Below are 18,076 nucleotides of genomic sequence, written 5' to 3'. Positions count from 1 at the left end.
TCTGTAGGGAGTGGTTGATTAAAAGAGGGCAGTAGGGTGCCAACAGGTATGAGTTGGCGATAATAAACAGAACTATGTTCTCTCTATTGTTTCTATTCTGCAACAAAGTGTAACAAAATGCATTATAAGTCAAGTAATCATGACATTTGGTTAGACAGATGATCGACTCCAACCGTCTAAGAACACATTTCCAATGCCAAGAGCAATGATTAGTGACTTACCAGCTGTCCCTGGAGGTCGTAGGTATCTGCACCAGTAATCTGGACAGGGGTTAGGCTGCCTAAACGGGGAGCTAGAGCCTCTCTAGGATCGATATAGACGAGACCGTCCACATCGGCAGAGAACCGAGGCGAGCGACCGATAAGCTGACCAGATCCAGGATGTTCTTGCTCGATTAAGACTTGTACCGTTTTGCCAACTTCTTGCTGGTTTTGTTGCCAGGAGATGGGTTGTTGCAATGCCATCAAGCGATCGCGTCGCGCATCCATCACGTCTTGAGGTAATTGATGGGGTAAGTCAAATGCGGGAGTGCCTTCTTCTGGCGAGAAGGTAAACACGCCTACGTGATCGAATTCGTGCCGCTGCACAAACTCACAAAGATGCTCAAAGTGCTCGTCTGTTTCTCCTGGGAATCCCACAATAAATGTGGTGCGGAGAACCGCATCCGGCAGGGCAGTTTTGATTTTCTCAATAATTTGATCGTTCACTTGGCCTTGCCAAGGACGATTCATGGCCCGCAAGACTTCTGGGTGGGAATGTTGGAGGGGTAAATCCAGATACGGCAGAACGTTATCGGTGTCTTGAATCGCAGCCATCACTTCTGGGGTTAAGCCCGTGGGATAGGCGTAATGCATGCGAATCCAAGGGACATCCACTTCACCTAGGGCTCTGAGGAGTTGAGCCAGCTGGGGTTTACCGTAGAGATCGATGCCGTAGTTGGTGGTAATTTGGGAAATTAAAATTAGCTCCTGCACGCCTTCGGCTGCTAACTGTTGGGCTTCAGCCACGATGGACTCGATCGAGCGGGACCGCTGTTTTCCCCGCAAATGGGGAATGATGCAAAAAGCACAGCCATAGTCACAGCCTTCAGCAATGCGGACATAGGCGGTGCCCTCAGTTGTCGTGCGATACCGAGGAACGGTTTCATCGGCGATATAGGTCGGCTCAGGAGAGACTTCTTTCACCCGCTCTCCTGCTTCGGCCCGCTGAATCACATCTACGATTTTGTGATAGTCTCCGGTACCGACGAGGGCAACGGCTTCGGGGAGTTCTTCTAGCAATTCTTCTTGGAAGTGCTGAGCCATACAGCCTGTAATTACAATTTTTTTGTTGGCTTCGGCCAGTTCGACCAGGGTGCGCACGGATTCTTCCCGGGCTGCTTGGATAAAGCTACAGGTGTTGACGATCACGTAATCGGCAAAGGCTTCATCGCTGTCAACGGGATAACCTGCTTCCACCAGCAGTCCTAGCATATGTTCAGTGTCAACGCGATTTTTTTCACAGCCGAGATGAGCAACGGCGACGGAGGGCTGATTGGCCATGCAGAGTAGATCAATTTTGAGAAAGAATACTTCGTGATCCTATCTCATGATCTGAAATTCAGTCAGCTTGGGCGAAGATGGCCTCCGAGTCTTGCAGGATAGTTTCCACATCTGGCAGATAGACATGTTGATAAATGGCTCGAATTTTGGCCTGCTGATCGGAAATAATTAAAACCCCATAATTTTGTGATTGTTGCTGAAAGCTTTTATTGTCCGTGGGGAAAATACCAAAGACTTGATCAGCTAATTTCAGATCAGAACCGCCATAGAGATCCGCGCCTTTGATATTGGCGATGGAACCAAATGCACCGCATTCTTCATTGACACAAAGGGGAGGTAGGTCTGTATGTAACAGATGAATTAGATACTTCCGACCTTTGGGCGTATTGCCCGCCTGTTGACCGGATTCTGAACTGCCTGCGTAACTCGGTAACGTTTTCCCGACTGATAATTTCCCCAAGATGGGGACGGATTGAAAGGTGGATGGGGATTCGCCTGGGTTTGCGTCACAACTGAACATCAAGAGGGTTGTGCTCAATATGAGACCCGTACGAATGGAGTTAAAGAGAGTTTTCACAAGCATGATGAATGTCGTTTAAATGATGCAATAGGGGTTGGATTTCCCTGTAACCGGAAGCTTAGAAATTTGAAGACTCGAAATAATTTAAACCAATGCCGTCTAACCTTTGCTGGAGTGTATATTCAGGCTTGTGTTTGTAACCATTGAGTAAACCAATCTTTTGCGTCGTTCAGTAATACCTCTTGTGCGTCGTCGTCCCACAGATTGATGTTAAACATGTCTTCTAGCAATGCTGCACTGTGATAACGCATATATTTCCTGGCATGGTGAAGGTTTCGGTAGGCCTTAATGACTGGAATAAAGGGCTTATTCTGCGACTCCCACCATTTCTGTGCGAATGCTGACCCTTGCCCCTGGGCACAGGCTTCCATGAATTCAGCCGCAATAGCATCTGTCATATGGCTAGCAAGCTGTCGTTGTGCAGAATATTGTGCGGGTTTATTGGGGGTGGATAAGTAATTTAAAACAGCTCCTAAATTGATTGGCGCTAAAGAGGGGCGTAAATGTTCGGGGGTATAGCCAGGGGCTAGATCGTATAAATCCGCTTCTAACTCAAACAGATGAGTCAGGGCTTTTGCTACACCAAGATTAAATTGGGCCATATCCAGCGCCTCAGTCAGAGGATTAGCCTGTTCGGTTAGGCCGTGTACCATTGTGGAGGCTTGCTCCAAGGTTTTGAGACAATCAGCAATGGCGTTGGTTTGAGCGGCAACATCCTTCATCTATGCTTCCAGCGATAGCCAGGAGCCTACTCTCCTGCGTGGTATGAACTTCTGACTAAAGGACCAGACCGAACGTGGCTAAATCCGAGAGAGTGAGCAATCTCACCCAAGCGATCAAACTCCTCGGGATGCCAGTATTTTTGGACCGGAAGATGGTTGAGGGACGGGCGCATATATTGACCTAGGGTAATGCGATCGCATCCCACTACCCTTAGGTCTTCCATCGTTTCAATGATTTCAGCTTCCGTTTCTCCCAATCCCAGCATTAGACCAGATTTGGTCGCAATACTAGGTATGACATCATTTTTAGGTGCAAGTTCCTTGACTGTGGCCAATACCTGTAGCGAACGCTCATATTTTGCTCCTCGTCGCACGGGTCCTTGGAGACGTCGAACCGTTTCCAGGTTGTGGTTGTAGCACACGGGTCGGGCTTTAACAACGGTGGCAATCAAGTTGCGATCGCCTCGAAAATCAGGGGTTAGCACTTCAATATCCGTATGGGGGCTGACTGCCCGAATGGCTGCCATCGTCGCCGCAAACCATCCCGCCCCTTGATCGGGCAAATCATCGCGGGCCACTGAGGTCAGTACCACATACTTCAACCCCAGTAACCGTACGGAATCAGCGACCTTTTGTGGTTCCTGTTTATCCAAGGGTTGGGGCGCATGCCCTTTATCGACCTGGCAAAACGAACAGGCCCGAGTGCAGACGGGCCCCATGAGTAAAAATGTGGCTGTTTTTTGGGCGTAGCATTCGCCCCGATTCGGGCATCGACCTTCTTCACAAATGGTGTGGATATTATGGCGTTTGACGATTTGTTGGACGGTAGATAGCTCACTGGCCTTACCAATCGGACGGCGTAGCCATTCTGGTAAGCGTTCTCGTATTTCTGTATTCGCCATAGGGTTTGCCTTCTGACTACCTGAGAGCATGGAAGCAACCCATGCATTAGGTACTCACTATAACGAGTTTGCCTCTCTGAAGAACAGGCATGGAGAAGGAGTTGGCTAATCTTCGACGGGAATCAGCGCGAACCAGAATCGGTGAACTGCAGCAATATTGGAAATAACGGCTAAGGCAATCAGCAAAATAAACAGCTGCTGGGTGAGCAATCCCAGAATAATCAAGACGATGCGGGTCGCTCGGCTGCCAATACTGGCAATCGAACTTTTACCGGCGACCTCACTTCTAGCCCGAATGTAAGGCACCATTGTGGTTCCCATCAGGGCAAATAGGCCCACGAGTAAATGTTCAGTGGGGTTGACCAAAATAAGTGCTGCAATCAGGAAAAAATCGACATAGCGATCTAAAACGCTGTCTAAAATACCGCCTTCAATCGAAGTCAGATTACGTTCTCGGGCAATGTCCCCATCCAAGCCGTCCATCAAGCCACTGACCACCACTAATGCCGTTGCCAGCCAGAACTGCTCCTGAATAATCAGCCATCCTGTCAAGGGGCCGCCAACCCCTGCAGACACCCAGGTGACCCGATTGGGAGTAATCCATGTGAATCGAGCGAGAAACTTAGCCAGTTTGATGGTGAAAAATTGCACAATCCGGTCCAGCAAAGACAGGGGCACCGTGATAGTGGTCTCTTCTTGGCTTTGGACAGAATCCTGAACAGGTGTGGACTCGTTGGGCATGGCTATTTCCCATAAACTCAGGCAACAGCGACCCTAACATGTCCTCTAGCGAAAAATCAAAAGCATTGATGCAGCCCTTCCCCATCCCTTAGAACGGAATCGAAATGCCTGCACCAACGGTAATCTCGTTTTGATCTCTGACTCGTAGCTGATGCCAAGTGGATGAGCCTACGCGATTGGTAACGAAGAACTCAACATTGGGCTGATTCGGGTTTGATTCATCCCCGCCGATAATGCTGCGGGGATTCCAGCGGACGGCCACGGACCAGGGAATCCGATCCGCTAAGGTGTCGCCGATAAAGGCATTACCTTCACCCAAGAAATTAGCGCCCAATTCGCCGACTAGACTCAGGTCCTGAATGACTTCAACAGAGCCGCCGACGTTAAAGCCGCCTAGCTCTAAACCATCTCGTTGAACAAATCCTGCAATGGGGGTAAACCAAAAGGCTAACTGGTCATTGACTTTGTAATGTAAAGGCAAGGATAGAGTCACCACAAACCGTCTGCCTTCAGGACTGTCCGTTCTGAAAATTAGAGGAAAGTCTTTAGGCGCTCCTTGTCGGAACAAGCCATTGCGATTGTTGTTATCAAAGTTGTCAAAGATATTGTTGGTGAGTCCCACGGTTACGGCGGCACTGGCGGTCAATGGTGCTGCTTCATCTTGGTTTAGCAATCGCAGCTTTACACCAAAGCCTTGCTCTGACTCGTCCACCTCACCCGAGATATAGTCCAAATAGGCAAATAGCTCGAAATCTTTGACGATTCCATAGCGCAGGGCAGTTTGAATCCCTTGGCCACCCCCCTGTAAATGGAATAGAAACCGTTGACTAGGCACGGTCCCGCCATCAAAAAAGGCCAAGCCATCAGTGGTATTGGGTGAATCTTGACCATCCTGATCACGGTTGAAACTGTCTGCAATTCGGCGATTGGAGGCAAATAGACTCGGTAAAGATATAACTCTCAATCCCAACGCAGTTAAGTCTCGATCCGCTGTTAAGGCCAACGGTCCCTTGCTGCCAAAGGTATTAGAGGCAAAGATATCGAGACCGAGGCTGGGATTGAGGAAATACCTCAGACCCGCATTGTAGGCAATCGATTTGGCCGGTAGACCCGTATCCCGGTTAAAACTGTTGTTGCCGGTAAAGGGCACGAAGGCATCGCCCCAGAGGGTGATCCGAGGATGGACTTGGTAGGAAATTGCCCCACTGAGTCCCAAGGTGGTGCCAAAGGAGCCTGGATTGGCGAGGGGCGGTCGGGGGATAAAAACGGCATTGCTATCGGGGAAGAAGGCAATGGTGGGAGAAAGAGTGAACTGCCAGCGATCGCTAACGGTAGCCGTGAACGGAAATTGTAAAGCTGGGATTAAACTGTTGTCTTCTTGCTCAATCCCACCGGGAGTAAATTCAAACGTACGATTCGTCAGGGGGACCGCTAGGGAAAAAGAACCACTAAAGGCCAGCGTATCGTCGGCGTTGTCCCATAGTCTTTGCTTAACCGATAGGGTTAAATCTCGGTTGTTAACCCGTCTAACAACGCCGAAAGGTCCCAATCGGTCGGGGGTACCCGTATCTACCACCTGTAGGGTGAGGTCCAGTTCAGTACTGTCTGTTAATCCCCAGGTAACGCCGAAATTTGGATAGGCTGCTGTACCACTAGCCGCCTCAGTTCCGGGCAAAAAGAACAGTCGATTATAGAGGCTCAGGGCCACTGCCCCTTTGGGCAGGTGAATTGCTGTAGGTTGCTGAAATTGTTGATTTGCTAAAGGGCTAAAACGAATTGCTGGAGCTTCTTCGCTCTCTTTCGCACCGTTTATTTCAGTATCACTATCCGCTTCGGCTGGAGGGACAGAGTCGACTTGGGCTAGATCTGCGGCACGAGTCGAGATGGGGAGGGGAGACGTAACATCCTGCTGAGCTGTGGCTTGAGAAATGAGAGTTTGCTGCGGAATTAAGACGGTTGAGCGGGATGGTAATGGTGTCTGGGATGAGGGCAGTGTGCCATCTGTTGTCTTGTCTGAGCCTGCTTTTGCACTAGGGAATTCAAGATGATTCGGTTGAGCTGCAGTAGTTTGCCCATTTACGGCGGGAGCAGTGTCCTTGGAACTCGAAAGATGCAAACTGCTGGAGGTTTGCTTAATCTGAACGATTGGCCTGGGGCTAAAACTAAAATCGGCAGTGCTTAGCTCAGATGGGCTGAGATGGCATGTGTCACATGAAGTAGGGGTGAGGAGTGAATCTGAGAATGGGGCGGTTTCGGCATGGGCTGGCAGACTCAAACCCATGATGGCCACGAAAACTCCAGTCGATAGGGAAATTGACTTCATATTGAGGATAATGACTCCACTGAATCCCTAATACGTCGTACAGGGATGTTCTCAGCCCTAGCTCAGCTCGGGCAGTTGGGGAAGAGTATACATCGGCTGGTTAGCCTGCAGATTAACGGCAAAAAACTTGGGCATGGTTTGCCAAAACATTCATTTTAACGGAGCGGTATTTGATTTGTTCTCCGTCAACAGCCAGTAAGCCTTCAGAACTTAGAGGTTCTAAGTGGAGACAGCGCACCTTGTAGTATTCCATTTCGGGAATAAGGAGATGTTCGCCCGTGGCAATTTTCAGAAATGCGGTTAATAAACGCCAGCGGGTAATTCCTTTACGAATGATTAAGACATCCATATAACCATCGGCTAATCGGGCGTGAGGGGCTGCCAAAACGCTATGGGTGGCCCAAGCGACGTTCATCACCCAAAGGGCAATAAACTCACCTTCCAGCACTTGCCAATCTGATGCTGGAGACTGCTCTATGCCTGCTGGCTGCGGCTCGGCTAGGAGGTCTGGCTGAGGGGCATCGGGGCTAGGTGGCCAGTCTGGGGCGGATAGGAAGGAAATTCGACCTCGATAACTGCGGAGGGCCAAGATGCTGAGAAAAGCATAGAGATCACTGCGTAAAGAGCCCAGGAACTTGAGAAAACGGAGCTTGTTGGACTTAATGTCGATATCGCTGATCAAGGCCCAAGCTAAGGAGAGAATGCTGTAATATTCTTTGCCATCCTGCTTGACGACGCCTAAATTAATAGGCTGATACTGGCCTTTGGCGATGATAAAAGCAGCATTACTCGGATCGTAGGTTTCTTGGGATAGGTCGAGAATGGTTTTTCCTAGGCCGTTGCCGGTACCGGCTGGGATGATGCCGATGGGTTTTGCGATCGCAACCTCCGCATCCCCATGGGTCATCAGCCCATTAATCAGCTCATAAACCGTTCCATCGCCACCGACAACGACAAATCCATCTATCGCCGATACGTCGAAATCTCGCACGGCCTGGATCGTTCGTTCGCCCCCCTGGGTTTCCAAAATGCTCACCTGGCAATGGGCATCTTCTAAAATGGGCCGAATGGATTGAAAGACTTGTTTGGCCTGTCGCCGTCCCCCCTTGGGATTGACTAAGACTTGGAGATGGCGGGGCCTGACGGCCTGCTGGGGTTGGATGGGGTGGCCCTGTAACGCTTGGCGAATGGCGTTCATCCACTGGGAACGCATCTGCTCCGTGGCACAGACAAACTCATATTCCCGTAACTGTCGGTGGTGGGGTACAGTCCTAGGAGCAGGATAGGCACACAGAATAAATCCAACGAGTCCTTGGGGATATGGCTGATCAGTTGGCTTGACGCCGACCACGTCATCAAAGGTTAATGTTTGCCTGAGACCTGCGTGGAACCAGGACAAACTGGAGGTCGTCAACCAACCTCTAGCCCGCATATCGACAGCGATGGACTCGGCGTCGCTGACGAAAAAAAGTTGTTCCTCGAAGACAATATCCAAGTTCAATCTATTGCGAAAACAATGCTTTTCTGGACTCATTTTGCCCAAGATACTTTAAATATTCTATGGCTTGGGGTGGGGCTATTCATTGCCGGAATTTTAGAAGCGTTTCTTTGGAAGACGAAACCTTTTGAGCTGGTAAATATACCGATCCAGACTCAATGGTTTGGCGCTAATAAACGCTGGAGAGGATTGATTAGCTTACCATTAACCTGTGTGGTTAGTACCTTTTTTCTGCAAGTCTTAGAGGCGCAATTTTTGACAAACTCAGGTCTGCAGATTCAACTCTCTCAGTTCAATTTTATCGAATATGGCTTATTAGTTGGGTTTATTTTTAATCTATCCGAGTTGCCTAATTCCTTTGTAAAACGACGGCTGGAGATTCCCCCTGGAGATGAAAACAACAAAGTTTTCTATGTAATTGATCATATGGATTCCACCTATGGGGTGCTGATCCTATGGTTTTTCTATTTTCACTTTCCCCTGCATTTGGTCCTAACAGGAGCAATTGTGACACCGCTACTATTTATGGGGGCGACATGGGTGCGTAGACAGTTGGGTTTAAAGGCATAACCCTGGTTGACAAAATTGACAATGCACCTAACAAATCTGAGAAATTAAGATTAAATTGAGTCAATGTCTAAGGTTAAATCTACTCTCAGCAAGAAAAGTGAATTAGCGGTAAGATTTGAGGTATTTGGATTAGGAGATGTGGCTTCTCTATGCGAGTTTTACTAATTTACCCCCTCTTTCCAAAAAGTTTTTGGTCCTTTGAGAAAACCTTGTCCCTAGTTGACAAAAAAGCATTATTGCCGCCTTTGGGGTTAGTGACGGTAGCCGCAATTTTGCCCCAGGAGTGGGAGTTTCGGCTGATTGACCGCAATGTTGAAGCCGTGCCTGAGTCAGATTGGGACTGGGCTGAGATGGTGATTCTATCCGGCATGATTGTTCAGAAAGAAGACATGCTGAACCTTGTGGGAGAATCCCATCGCCGCGGGAAGAAAGTTGCGGTGGGTGGACCCTTTGCGACGTCTGTTCCTGAAGATTTGCAGGCGGTTGGCGCAGACTACTTGATCTTGGACGAAGGGGAAATCACCCTGCCCATGTTTATCGAAGCGATAGAGCGGGGCGATGAAAGCGGTGTCTATCGTGCGACCGAGAAACCTGCCGTTACCGAAACCCCCATTCCTCGCTTTGACCTACTGAAATTTCCGGCTTACGACAATATGTCGGTGCAGTTTTCCCGAGGATGTCCCTTTCAATGTGAATTTTGCGACATTATCGTCCTCTATGGTCGTAAGCCTAGGACCAAAACCCCGCAGCAGCTGATTGCTGAGCTCGATTATTTATGTGAGCTAGGGTGGCGTGGCTCTGTATTTATGGTCGATGACAACTTTATTGGCAATAAGCGGAATGTGAAGCTATTGCTAGCGGAGTTGCGGGAATGGATTGCGGAGAAAGATTATCCCTTTACCTTTGCCACTGAAGCTTCCGTCGATTTGGCTCAGGATGAGGAATTGATGGATCTGATGATCGAATGTAACTTTAACAGTGTGTTTTTGGGGATTGAGACCCCGGATGAAGACAGCTTAAAGGTAACCAAAAAATTCCAGAATACCCGTGACTCCCTCAGCGAAGCCATCGATACCATGTCCGAGAAAGGACTGCGGATCATGGCTGGGTTCATTATCGGGTTTGATGGAGAAAAGAAGGGAGCCGGCGATCGCATTACCCGTTTCGTCGAAAAGACGAACATTCCCATTGCCCTGTTTAGCATGTTGCAAGCCTTGCCCAATACAGCGCTTTGGCATCGCCTAGAAAAAGAAGGTCGTCTTATCCAAGGTCAAGAAGGCACGGGTAATCAAACCTCATTGATGAACTATGTGCCGACTCGTCCCATCGATGAAATTGCCAATGAATATGTCGAGGCCTTCTGTAATATTTACGATCCGGTGAAATATTTGGATCGGACCTTCCGCCACTTTATGAGTATGAATATCCGTCCCAAGTATGGGGGGTCGGGTAAGAGTTCCGTTAAGGTGAGCTGGGTTGATATTCGAGCCTTGTCTACCTTGGCTTGGCGCCAAGGCGTAGTGCGTAAGACGCGCTGGAAATTTTGGATTAACTTGTTCCGGATCATCCAAAAGAATCCACAGGTTCTGACCCGGTATCTGTCTGCCTCTGCTTTTATTGAGCACTTTATGGAGTACCGCCAAATTGTCCGGGAGGAAATTGAGTCGCAGTTAACCGTACATTTGGCTAATCATCCTCGGGTGGTAGTTAAACCAGCAGAAGAGTCACCTCAGCCGGAACAAATTCCAGCGAAAACGGCTTAATGGCAGCAGCTTAAGCGTTACGGTCGTGATTCCTTCATCTACCCACCATGTCTAACTTACCTTTGTCTAAGCAAGCTTGGTCCTTAGACCATGGTGCTTTGATTGACCTGGGCCAGCGGCAAAACAATCTGTTAATCATTCAAGATTTAGATGGGGTGTGCATGGGGTTGGTGAAAGATCCCCTGACCCGTACCCTTGATCCAGCCTATGTCCGAGCGGCACGTCAGCTAGATGGACATTTTTATGTCCTCACCAATGGTGAACATATCGGCAATCGCGGGGTCAATCGCATTGTTGAGAAAACATTTGATGCCGAAACCGTTGTTCAAGAAGGTCTATATTTACCCGGCCTCGCAGCGGGAGGAGTGCAATGGCAAGATCGATTCGGCTCAGTCTCCCATCCGGGGGTGAGCGACCAGGAGTTAGCGTTTTTGGCAGCAGTGCCTGAGCAAATTAGTCAGCGGTTGCAACAGTTTTTTCAAACCCTGGCTAAAGATAGTTCCCAAATTCAGCCCTGTATCCAGGCTGCTGTATTAGACAATCCCGTCTCTCCCACGGCCAATTTAAATGTCTTCTACGATCTGCTGGCAGACAGAACTGAGATATATGCTCGGCTGCAGCAAGAGATGCAAACGCTGACGGCGGAGCTATTGGCCCAAGCTCAAGCCCAAGGATTAGAACAATCCTTTTTTGTGCATTACGCGCCTAATCTCGGGAAAGATTCCCAGGGAAATGAAATTTTGCAGCCAGCGACTCCTGAAGAAGCAGGGACCACGGATTTCCAATTTATGTTGCAGGGTGGCATTAAAGAAGCGGGAGTGCTGGCGATTTTAAATCGCTATTATCATCAGCGAACGGGACAGTACCCTTTGGGGGCAGACTTCAATGCCCGTCAGGCCCCACCCGCCCACGCCGAGCTGGTGGATTTAGTCAAAGAAAAATTTGATCCAGGGCAAATGCCAACTCTCATTGGGGTGGGTGATACGGTTACCAGTAAGGCGGTCGAAGAGCAGGGAGAATTGCGGTTTCAGCGGGGAGGAAGCGATCGCAACTTTTTACACCTAATTCAATCCTTAGGTGAAGAATTCGATACGAATAACGTCGTGGTTTATGTGGATAGCAGTGGTGGTGAGGTCAAAAACCGTAAACCCTTGCAGCTAGAGCACATACTTGACTCTCCCGCAGGGTCCCAGGTATCTCATCGAGTGGTGACGGGACCTGGGGATGATCGGGATACAGACGATCCTCTAACGCTGAATGTGGTGTTCCCCGAAGGGCATACCCAATATATTCAGTGTTTCCAGGCCATTGCCCAAGGCCGTCATCAGTAGAGATCTAGAGGGTGGCGCTAAACCGTACTGCTAAAGGACCAGGTCAGAATCTCATGGTTGTTCACGAGGCCCCCTGTCCCTGCCGTAAATCCGATAAACGCTTGACTGCCTAAAAGTCCGGCCAAATCAACATTGGCAGATAATACTGCAGTACTGGGTTGAACGGTACTGTTAGCCAAATATACCTGCAGAAGATTGGTTGTACCGTTATAGTCCACCCAAGCAGTCAGGGTATCGCCATTATTCAGATCAAAGGGAGCATTAACCGAGGCCAATGGGACGTCGGTAATTCCATTGCTCAAGATTGATAAATGGTTGCTATTGAGGTCCATCGCGCCATTATTGAAGGTATCAAATTCGATGGCGAGACTCTGGGTGATGCCGCCATAGCCGATGTCTCCGCCAAAGCGGCCCACAGCATTGCTTCCTGCAGGGTTATTTTGCAGAACCAAGCTAAAACCATCTGCACCATTGGTCCCCTGGCTACCCGTAATTTGAAACTGAAATTGGGTAGAAAAGCTGGTGCTCCCACCCACTTGAAAAGCCTGATTGAAAAAGGCACTTCCCGCTCGGTTGCCACTGGCAGGCGTTAATCGAAGGCGACTATTGGCTCCTGATGCACTGCCATTGAGATTTAAGGAAGACAGGTCCGCAAAATTATTGAAGGATGCCGATAAGTTGGGTTGTGGAGATGGCAGAAGGGTCACCGGCTCCCATCTCAAGATTTCCCCAGAGACGAGATCGACCCCATAGAGTCGACCGTCCGGCCCCGTCTTCATATCCACTACAAACGGAATATTGGAGTCAAAGACTTGGACATTCGAAATTTGGCGATTACTATCGAAGGTTGCGGCATAAAGGGTGCCATTGTTCACATCTCCAAACATCAACGTGTTGCTATTGTAAAAATCGCCTACAGTAATGGCTCTAGCATTATCCGGTGCTCCATGGGTACGGGATAGGAGCGGAAAAATGGCGGCTGCATCTCCGGGATTATTTCGATTGCCATTGTTATAGAAGGAAATGGCTGAGGACAAATCCTGATAACCCCCTGTTGGGTTAGGGCCTTCCAGGTAAGGCCAACCAAAATTAGAACCAGGGATTCCGGTATTAATTTCTTCCCATTCTGTCCAACCCACATCACCGATCACAGGTAAATTGGTCAACGGATCAAAGGTAAAGCGGTAAGGGTTGCGAAGTCCTGAGTAAAACACTTTGGACTGATTGCTATTGGGATCACCATTAAAGAAAGGATTGGTAGAAATCCCTTCTCCCGTAAGGGGATCAATACGGAGAACTTTTCCAGACAGATTGTTGATATCTTGCACCCGAACGGCCCGTGGATCCACAAAGTTGTAGGAAGTACCATCACCATTACTGAGATACAGATATCCATCGGGTCCAAATTCTAGGTCACCAATGGAATGGGATTCACTATCGGTGGCTAGGTAGTCTCGAATATTTTGGTTTTGAATTCCAGGCCGATCCGGGTCATTATCTTGGGTGCCCGTATCAATTTGGCTTAAGGGAGCCGTAATAGTGGTGCCGTTGACAATACCAGAAGGGGGAATAGCGAGATTGCCCGTACTATTGCTACCGGGTTGACTGGTATTGGCCCAGGTGCTGTTGGTCCCTGCTAAGACGACTAAGCTACTGGGATCCGCAACCATAGTGGTGGGATCGACCGTGAGCCGCACCATCCGCGACGGGCGATTGCCATTAGCATCTGGCGCCGCTAAGCCGGTATTGCCAATCGTTTCGGGCGGATCGTAGGTATAGAGCAAATAGACATAGGGTAAATTGGGGAAATCTGGATGAATGGCTAGCCCTAGTAAGCCGCGATCTCGGGTGTCATTCACCTGGCTTGATAGATCGACTAAGGGAGTGGTTTGGAGTACGCCATTATCAATAACCCGAACAACCCCATTCTTCTGGGCAACCAATAGATAACGACCATCCGGTGTCCAGTCGAGGGTAGTGGGTTGTGTGAGCCCTGACACCGCTGTTGTGCGATTCAGGTTACCCAAAGCCAAATCATTATCAATAATGGTGATATTGGTGATGTTATCGCCTAGGGTTCCACCCATGGGATTGCTTAAGGTCACAGAAAATAGTTCGTCCCCTTCCACAACAATATCGTTGAGGATAGGAACCGTAAGGGTTTGGGACGTTTGACCCGCGGCAAAGGTCAGGGTACCAGAGGTTGCCCGATAGTCTTGTCCAGCAATGGCTGTGCCGTCACGGGTGCTGAAATCAACGGATGCAGCGCTCGCACTATTGCCGCTCCGCTGAACCGTGATCGAGGCAGTTGCCGTGCCTTCTTCCACACTAATGGCAGTATCTGTGACGGATAAGGTAGATGCTGCGTCATCATCAATAATCGTCACCAGGGTGGTTCGGGGGGCACCCAAACTACCTGTACTGGGATTTTGAATACCGACAGAGAAGGTTTCGTTGCCTTCCAATAAGGTGTCATCAATGATGGGAATCGTAAACGTTTTCACCATTTCACCAATGCCAAAGGTAATTTCACCAGTATTGCTGCGCCCATTTAAGGTGGGCGTGATGAAATCGATATCGGCTAAGGCTGTATCAGCCCCTACCTCATTGGTGGTGTACTCGAGGGTCGCTGGGGTCAGGGCTGGTCCTGAACGTACAGCTGTGATGGTGACAACACCAGCGGATTCATTTACCAAAATGGGATTCGTATCCCCTAAGGCAAAGGTCTCCACAACGGGATCTGGGACCTCTAACAATCCGGTGCCCAGAGCTAAATAAGCAACATCTTCAAAGACATGCCAGGTCTCACTATCCCTGGATTGCTCCTCTTCCAAAAAGAGGGTGGTGCCGGTCGGGGCCAGGGTCCGATAACGAATGGCAAACGGATCACCGCCATTACTGGTGTTGGCTTGAGCTAGAAATACGGGTATGTCACCGCTAAAGACACTGCCAAAGCTGGCCGTAGAATCCTGATGATTACTGGAGATTTGATCGGCAATGAAGGGGACTGGGCCAAAAGTACTGCTACCGGGTGCGATCGCAATCCAATCCACATCTTCTACTGCATGGACTTGATCTGCGGCTTCTTCCTCTTGCAGCCTCAAGTCAAATCCAGTGTTGGAGATATTCCGAATGCGCTCTGCCACGGCTGTGGCTTCATTCTCGATCGTGGTTTGGGCAAATAGCAACGGCGTATCGCTGAATGCAGATGTGAAATCAATCGAATCCCAGTCGGTATTGCTTTGACTGCTCCCAGCTTGAAGGACCGTCCCATCGGTAAGGGTATGTATGCCTTCTTCAACGACCAGATAGCCCAGGGACTCGGGGGTGTGTAGTTCATCGAGATATTCCCACTCATCAATGCGGACTTCGAAACTGTTGCTGGTGACATTCCGCACCCGAACCGTTGAAGGATCAGGCCCACTGAAGGAAGGGGGGCCAGCGATAACAACAGGATTGGCATAGGTTTCTTGGAGGGTAATGCGAGTCCATTGATCGCTCAGGGTGTCTATGCTGCCACTTTCACCAATCGTTGCTAATGTGCCCTGATAAGCGGTTTGGCCAGCCTGGCTTAAAGCCATGGCGGTTTCGACCTGTCCGACACTGGTTTCTAAGACCCAATCGCCCCCTTGCCCCGTTAAGTCATTAGAAGCCGCAACATCTGCGTCGGTAACATCACTGATTGCCTGCAGGAAGGTGAGGTCGTCGCCAGCGCTAATATTGCAGCCATAGAACAACAGATCGCCATGGTCTGCGAGTGACGCTCCCCAACTATCCAGGTCGTAAGCATGGAGGTTGTTTTGAGTTAAAGCGGTGCTGCCCAGCTGAACGGTGCCCTGGCTGCCATGGGAAATGACGTGAATACTATCTAAGTCTTGAAACTGGGATAGGGTCTGGGCAATATCTTCGATGGCATCTGTGGGATCATCGAGTACAAAGACACGATCAACATCTAACGATTCAATTAAAATATCCGTTTGGGATAGCTCAGCATCAACAAAAGCAACCGACCTTATCGGTTGCCCTAGACCAAAAGAAGTAGGGTTCATTGTTATGAATTTAAGATAAGAAAAACGTGATATAAACCTCAGCGTTGTTCTTCCGTTCCAGATGCATGGGTGTATCTTTTTGGGAGCGCTGTTTGAAAATTGCCATAGAACTTTTTGGGGCTTCTATCATTCAAGAAACTCCATCGAGAAACGATTGCAAGGAGAACGCCTTACAACATCTTGGACCGTCCTAAATTAGGGGAAGAACTGTTCTACAGGGGATAAACCCACATCATTCGATGAATGGATATTGACTCATCAATAAATGTGATGACTTCCTAACACAAATAACAGCATTTCTCAGTTGAGAAATTCATTCAATCTGAGTTTATATTAGCTATTAATAGATTTTTTTTAAAGATAAATAGTTGTATATTAATTAATTTTTATTGTAGATAAATTTATGAGATGCAATTTTGATGCGTGAGGCTATTGCTAATAGCCTAATAATGGCGATTCTGGTTCCCGCCAAAAAATTTAAAAGTTCTTTTCTTAAATGACTAAAAGGTGATAAAAAATGTCTCAATTGATACTATTTAGCCCATTTTTTAGCGCGCTCCACTGCTTTTTGCCAGGTTTTAAAGTTGGTTTGAGCGGTTTGGGCATTCGCACCTGGTTTGAAGACTTGATCGATTTTGCGAGCAGCGACTAACCCTGCGTAGTCTTTCCATACCCCTATGGCTAACCCGGCCCCGAACGCTGCTCCTTGGGCGGTGGCATCTAAAACCGCAGGACGTTCGACCGGAATGCCCAAAACATCGGCTTGGTACTGCATCAAGAAATTGTTCTGGCAAGCGCCCCCATCGACTTTGAGTTGCTGAATCGGAGAGCCACAATCTTGATTGACCGCATCAACCACTTCCTTAGTTTGGAAAGCAATGGCTTCTAGAACGGCCCGCACCATATGCTCCCGCTGAGCCCCGCGCGTAATTCCCAAAAAGGCTCCTCGAGCACTCATATCCCAGTGGGGAGCACCAAGGCCACTCAGGGCCGGGACAAAATAGACCCCACCATTATCTTCAACTGCTTGGGCCAGCCCTTCTGTTTCAGCAGCATTGGCAATCAGCTTGAGGCCATCTCGCAGCCACTGGATACAGGCCCCGGAGGTAAACATACTGCCTTCGATGGCATAGCCGGTTTGGGTTTGCCCCTGATCAGTTTGAGTCCAAGCCACGGTGGACAGCAGACGGTTCTTGGAGCGAGCAATGTCACTACCCGTATGGGCCACGAGAAAAGAGCCAGTGCCATAGGTGCATTTAAGAGAACCTGGGCGATCGCAACCATGGGCAAATAAGGCAGCCTGCTGGTCCCCAAAGATGGCGGCAATGGGAATTTCCTGTCCTAAGAACTTGGCATCGGTTTTGCCAAAAACGCCTAAGCTAGGCTGAATGGCGGGCATAAATGACTTGGGAATCCCAAATAGATCGAGAAGATGGTCATCCCAGGTGCCTTGGCTTAAATTCAGTAGCAGGGTCCGACTGGCATTACTGTGATCGGTGGCGTGAACCTTTCCGCCTGTAAGATTCCATAAGGCCCAGGTATCGATGGTGCCAGCAATAACGTTGTCTAAATTAAGGTTGGGGTTTTGCTGCTTCACCTCGGTGAGCAGCCAGGCTAACTTGCTCCCGGAAAAATAGGCATCCAGGACTAGGCCCGTGCGATCGTAAATATCCTGGGTATGGCCTTGTTCTGCTAGCTGATTACAGTAGGCTGCTGTACGCCGGTCTTGCCAAACAATGGCTTTGTGCAAGGGCTGTCCCGTAGTTTTATCCCAGAGCAGACAGGTCTCTCGCTGCACGGTGAGGCCAATGGCGGCAATCTGAGCGGGATCAATTTGGGCTTGGGCGACTACCGTTTCCATGGCCCAACGGGTATCGCGCCAGATTTCTAAGGCATCATGTTCCACCCATCCTGGCTGAGGATAATACTGAGGAAGCTCTTTATAGGCTTGATCAACAATCTGGCCGTCTGGGTCGAAGAGAATGGCACGATTGCCAGTGGTCCCCAAATCCAAGGCCATGATATAGGTGGATGAAGTCATGATCTTCCTCGAAGG

At 49.1% G+C, this 18,076-nt stretch carries 12 protein-coding genes; 3 read left to right on the top strand and 9 right to left on the bottom strand.

Annotation, left to right across the window (positions count from 1 at the left end; all coding sequences use genetic code 11):
• Positions 1 to 209: 209 nt before the first annotated feature.
• The 7 genes from rimO to ON05_RS28055 all read right to left on the bottom strand — a co-directional run bounded on the left by rimO (position 210) and on the right by ON05_RS28055 (position 8,208).
• Positions 210 to 1,541 (bottom strand): 30S ribosomal protein S12 methylthiotransferase RimO, encoded by a 1,332-nt coding sequence (gene rimO, locus ON05_RS28085; RefSeq protein WP_010476695.1) that lies wholly within the window; start codon positions 1,539 to 1,541, stop codon positions 210 to 212.
• Positions 1,542 to 1,599: 58 nt separating this feature from the next.
• Positions 1,600 to 2,061 (bottom strand): hypothetical protein, encoded by a 462-nt coding sequence (locus ON05_RS28080; protein ID WP_010476694.1) that lies wholly within the window; start codon positions 2,059 to 2,061, stop codon positions 1,600 to 1,602.
• Between the two features lie 182 nt (positions 2,062 to 2,243).
• Positions 2,244 to 2,843 carry a hypothetical protein gene (locus tag ON05_RS28075; protein WP_010476693.1) on the bottom strand — a complete coding sequence of 200 codons (600 nt, stop codon included), beginning with the start codon at positions 2,841 to 2,843 and terminating at the stop codon, positions 2,244 to 2,246.
• Positions 2,844 to 2,869: 26 nt separating this feature from the next.
• Positions 2,870 to 3,745: a lipoyl synthase gene (lipA, locus tag ON05_RS28070; protein ID WP_010476692.1), complete on the bottom strand. Its 876-nt coding sequence runs from the start codon at positions 3,743 to 3,745 to the stop codon at positions 2,870 to 2,872.
• Positions 3,746 to 3,850: 105 nt separating this feature from the next.
• Positions 3,851 to 4,486: a CDP-alcohol phosphatidyltransferase family protein gene (locus ON05_RS28065; RefSeq protein ID WP_010476691.1), complete on the bottom strand. Its 636-nt coding sequence runs from the start codon at positions 4,484 to 4,486 to the stop codon at positions 3,851 to 3,853.
• An 88-nt stretch (positions 4,487 to 4,574) separates the two neighbouring features.
• Positions 4,575 to 6,809: a hypothetical protein gene (locus ON05_RS28060; protein ID WP_010476688.1), complete on the bottom strand. Its 2,235-nt coding sequence runs from the start codon at positions 6,807 to 6,809 to the stop codon at positions 4,575 to 4,577.
• A 112-nt stretch (positions 6,810 to 6,921) separates the two neighbouring features.
• Positions 6,922 to 8,208 (bottom strand): diacylglycerol kinase family protein, encoded by a 1,287-nt coding sequence (locus ON05_RS28055; protein WP_262562446.1) that lies wholly within the window; start codon positions 8,206 to 8,208, stop codon positions 6,922 to 6,924.
• Here ON05_RS28055 and ON05_RS28050 point away from each other — a divergent pair.
• The 3 genes from ON05_RS28050 (at position 8,194) to stpA (ending at position 11,971) form a co-directional block, all read left to right on the top strand.
• Entirely contained in the window at positions 8,194 to 8,877 is a 684-nt protein-coding gene (locus ON05_RS28050) for a CDP-archaeol synthase (protein ID WP_201767984.1), read from the top strand. The two genes, ON05_RS28055 and ON05_RS28050, sit on opposite strands and share 15 nt — an antisense overlap.
• 149 nt (positions 8,878 to 9,026) lie before the next feature.
• Entirely contained in the window at positions 9,027 to 10,640 is a 1,614-nt protein-coding gene (locus tag ON05_RS28045) for a B12-binding domain-containing radical SAM protein (protein WP_010476685.1), read from the top strand.
• 47 nt (positions 10,641 to 10,687) lie between these two features.
• Positions 10,688 to 11,971: a glucosylglycerol 3-phosphatase gene (gene stpA / locus ON05_RS28040; protein ID WP_010476684.1), complete on the top strand. Its 1,284-nt coding sequence runs from the start codon at positions 10,688 to 10,690 to the stop codon at positions 11,969 to 11,971.
• A 17-nt stretch (positions 11,972 to 11,988) separates the two neighbouring features.
• Here stpA and ON05_RS28035 read toward each other — a convergent pair whose 3' ends face one another.
• The gene (locus ON05_RS28035; protein ID WP_010476683.1) at positions 11,989 to 16,020 is read right to left on the bottom strand and encodes a DUF4347 domain-containing protein; all 4,032 of its coding nucleotides are present in this window, start codon (positions 16,018 to 16,020) and stop codon (positions 11,989 to 11,991) included.
• A gap of 532 nt (positions 16,021 to 16,552) precedes the next feature.
• On the bottom strand, positions 16,553 to 18,061 hold the full coding sequence (gene glpK / locus ON05_RS28030) for a glycerol kinase GlpK (protein ID WP_010476682.1): 1,509 nt from the start codon (positions 18,059 to 18,061) through the stop codon (positions 16,553 to 16,555).
• Positions 18,062 to 18,076: the final 15 nt, after the last annotated feature.

It is taken from the genome of Acaryochloris sp. CCMEE 5410 (assembly GCF_000238775.2).
Classification (GTDB): domain Bacteria; phylum Cyanobacteriota; class Cyanobacteriia; order Thermosynechococcales; family Thermosynechococcaceae; genus Acaryochloris.
This window is presented reverse-complemented; position numbering and strand designations above follow the sequence as displayed.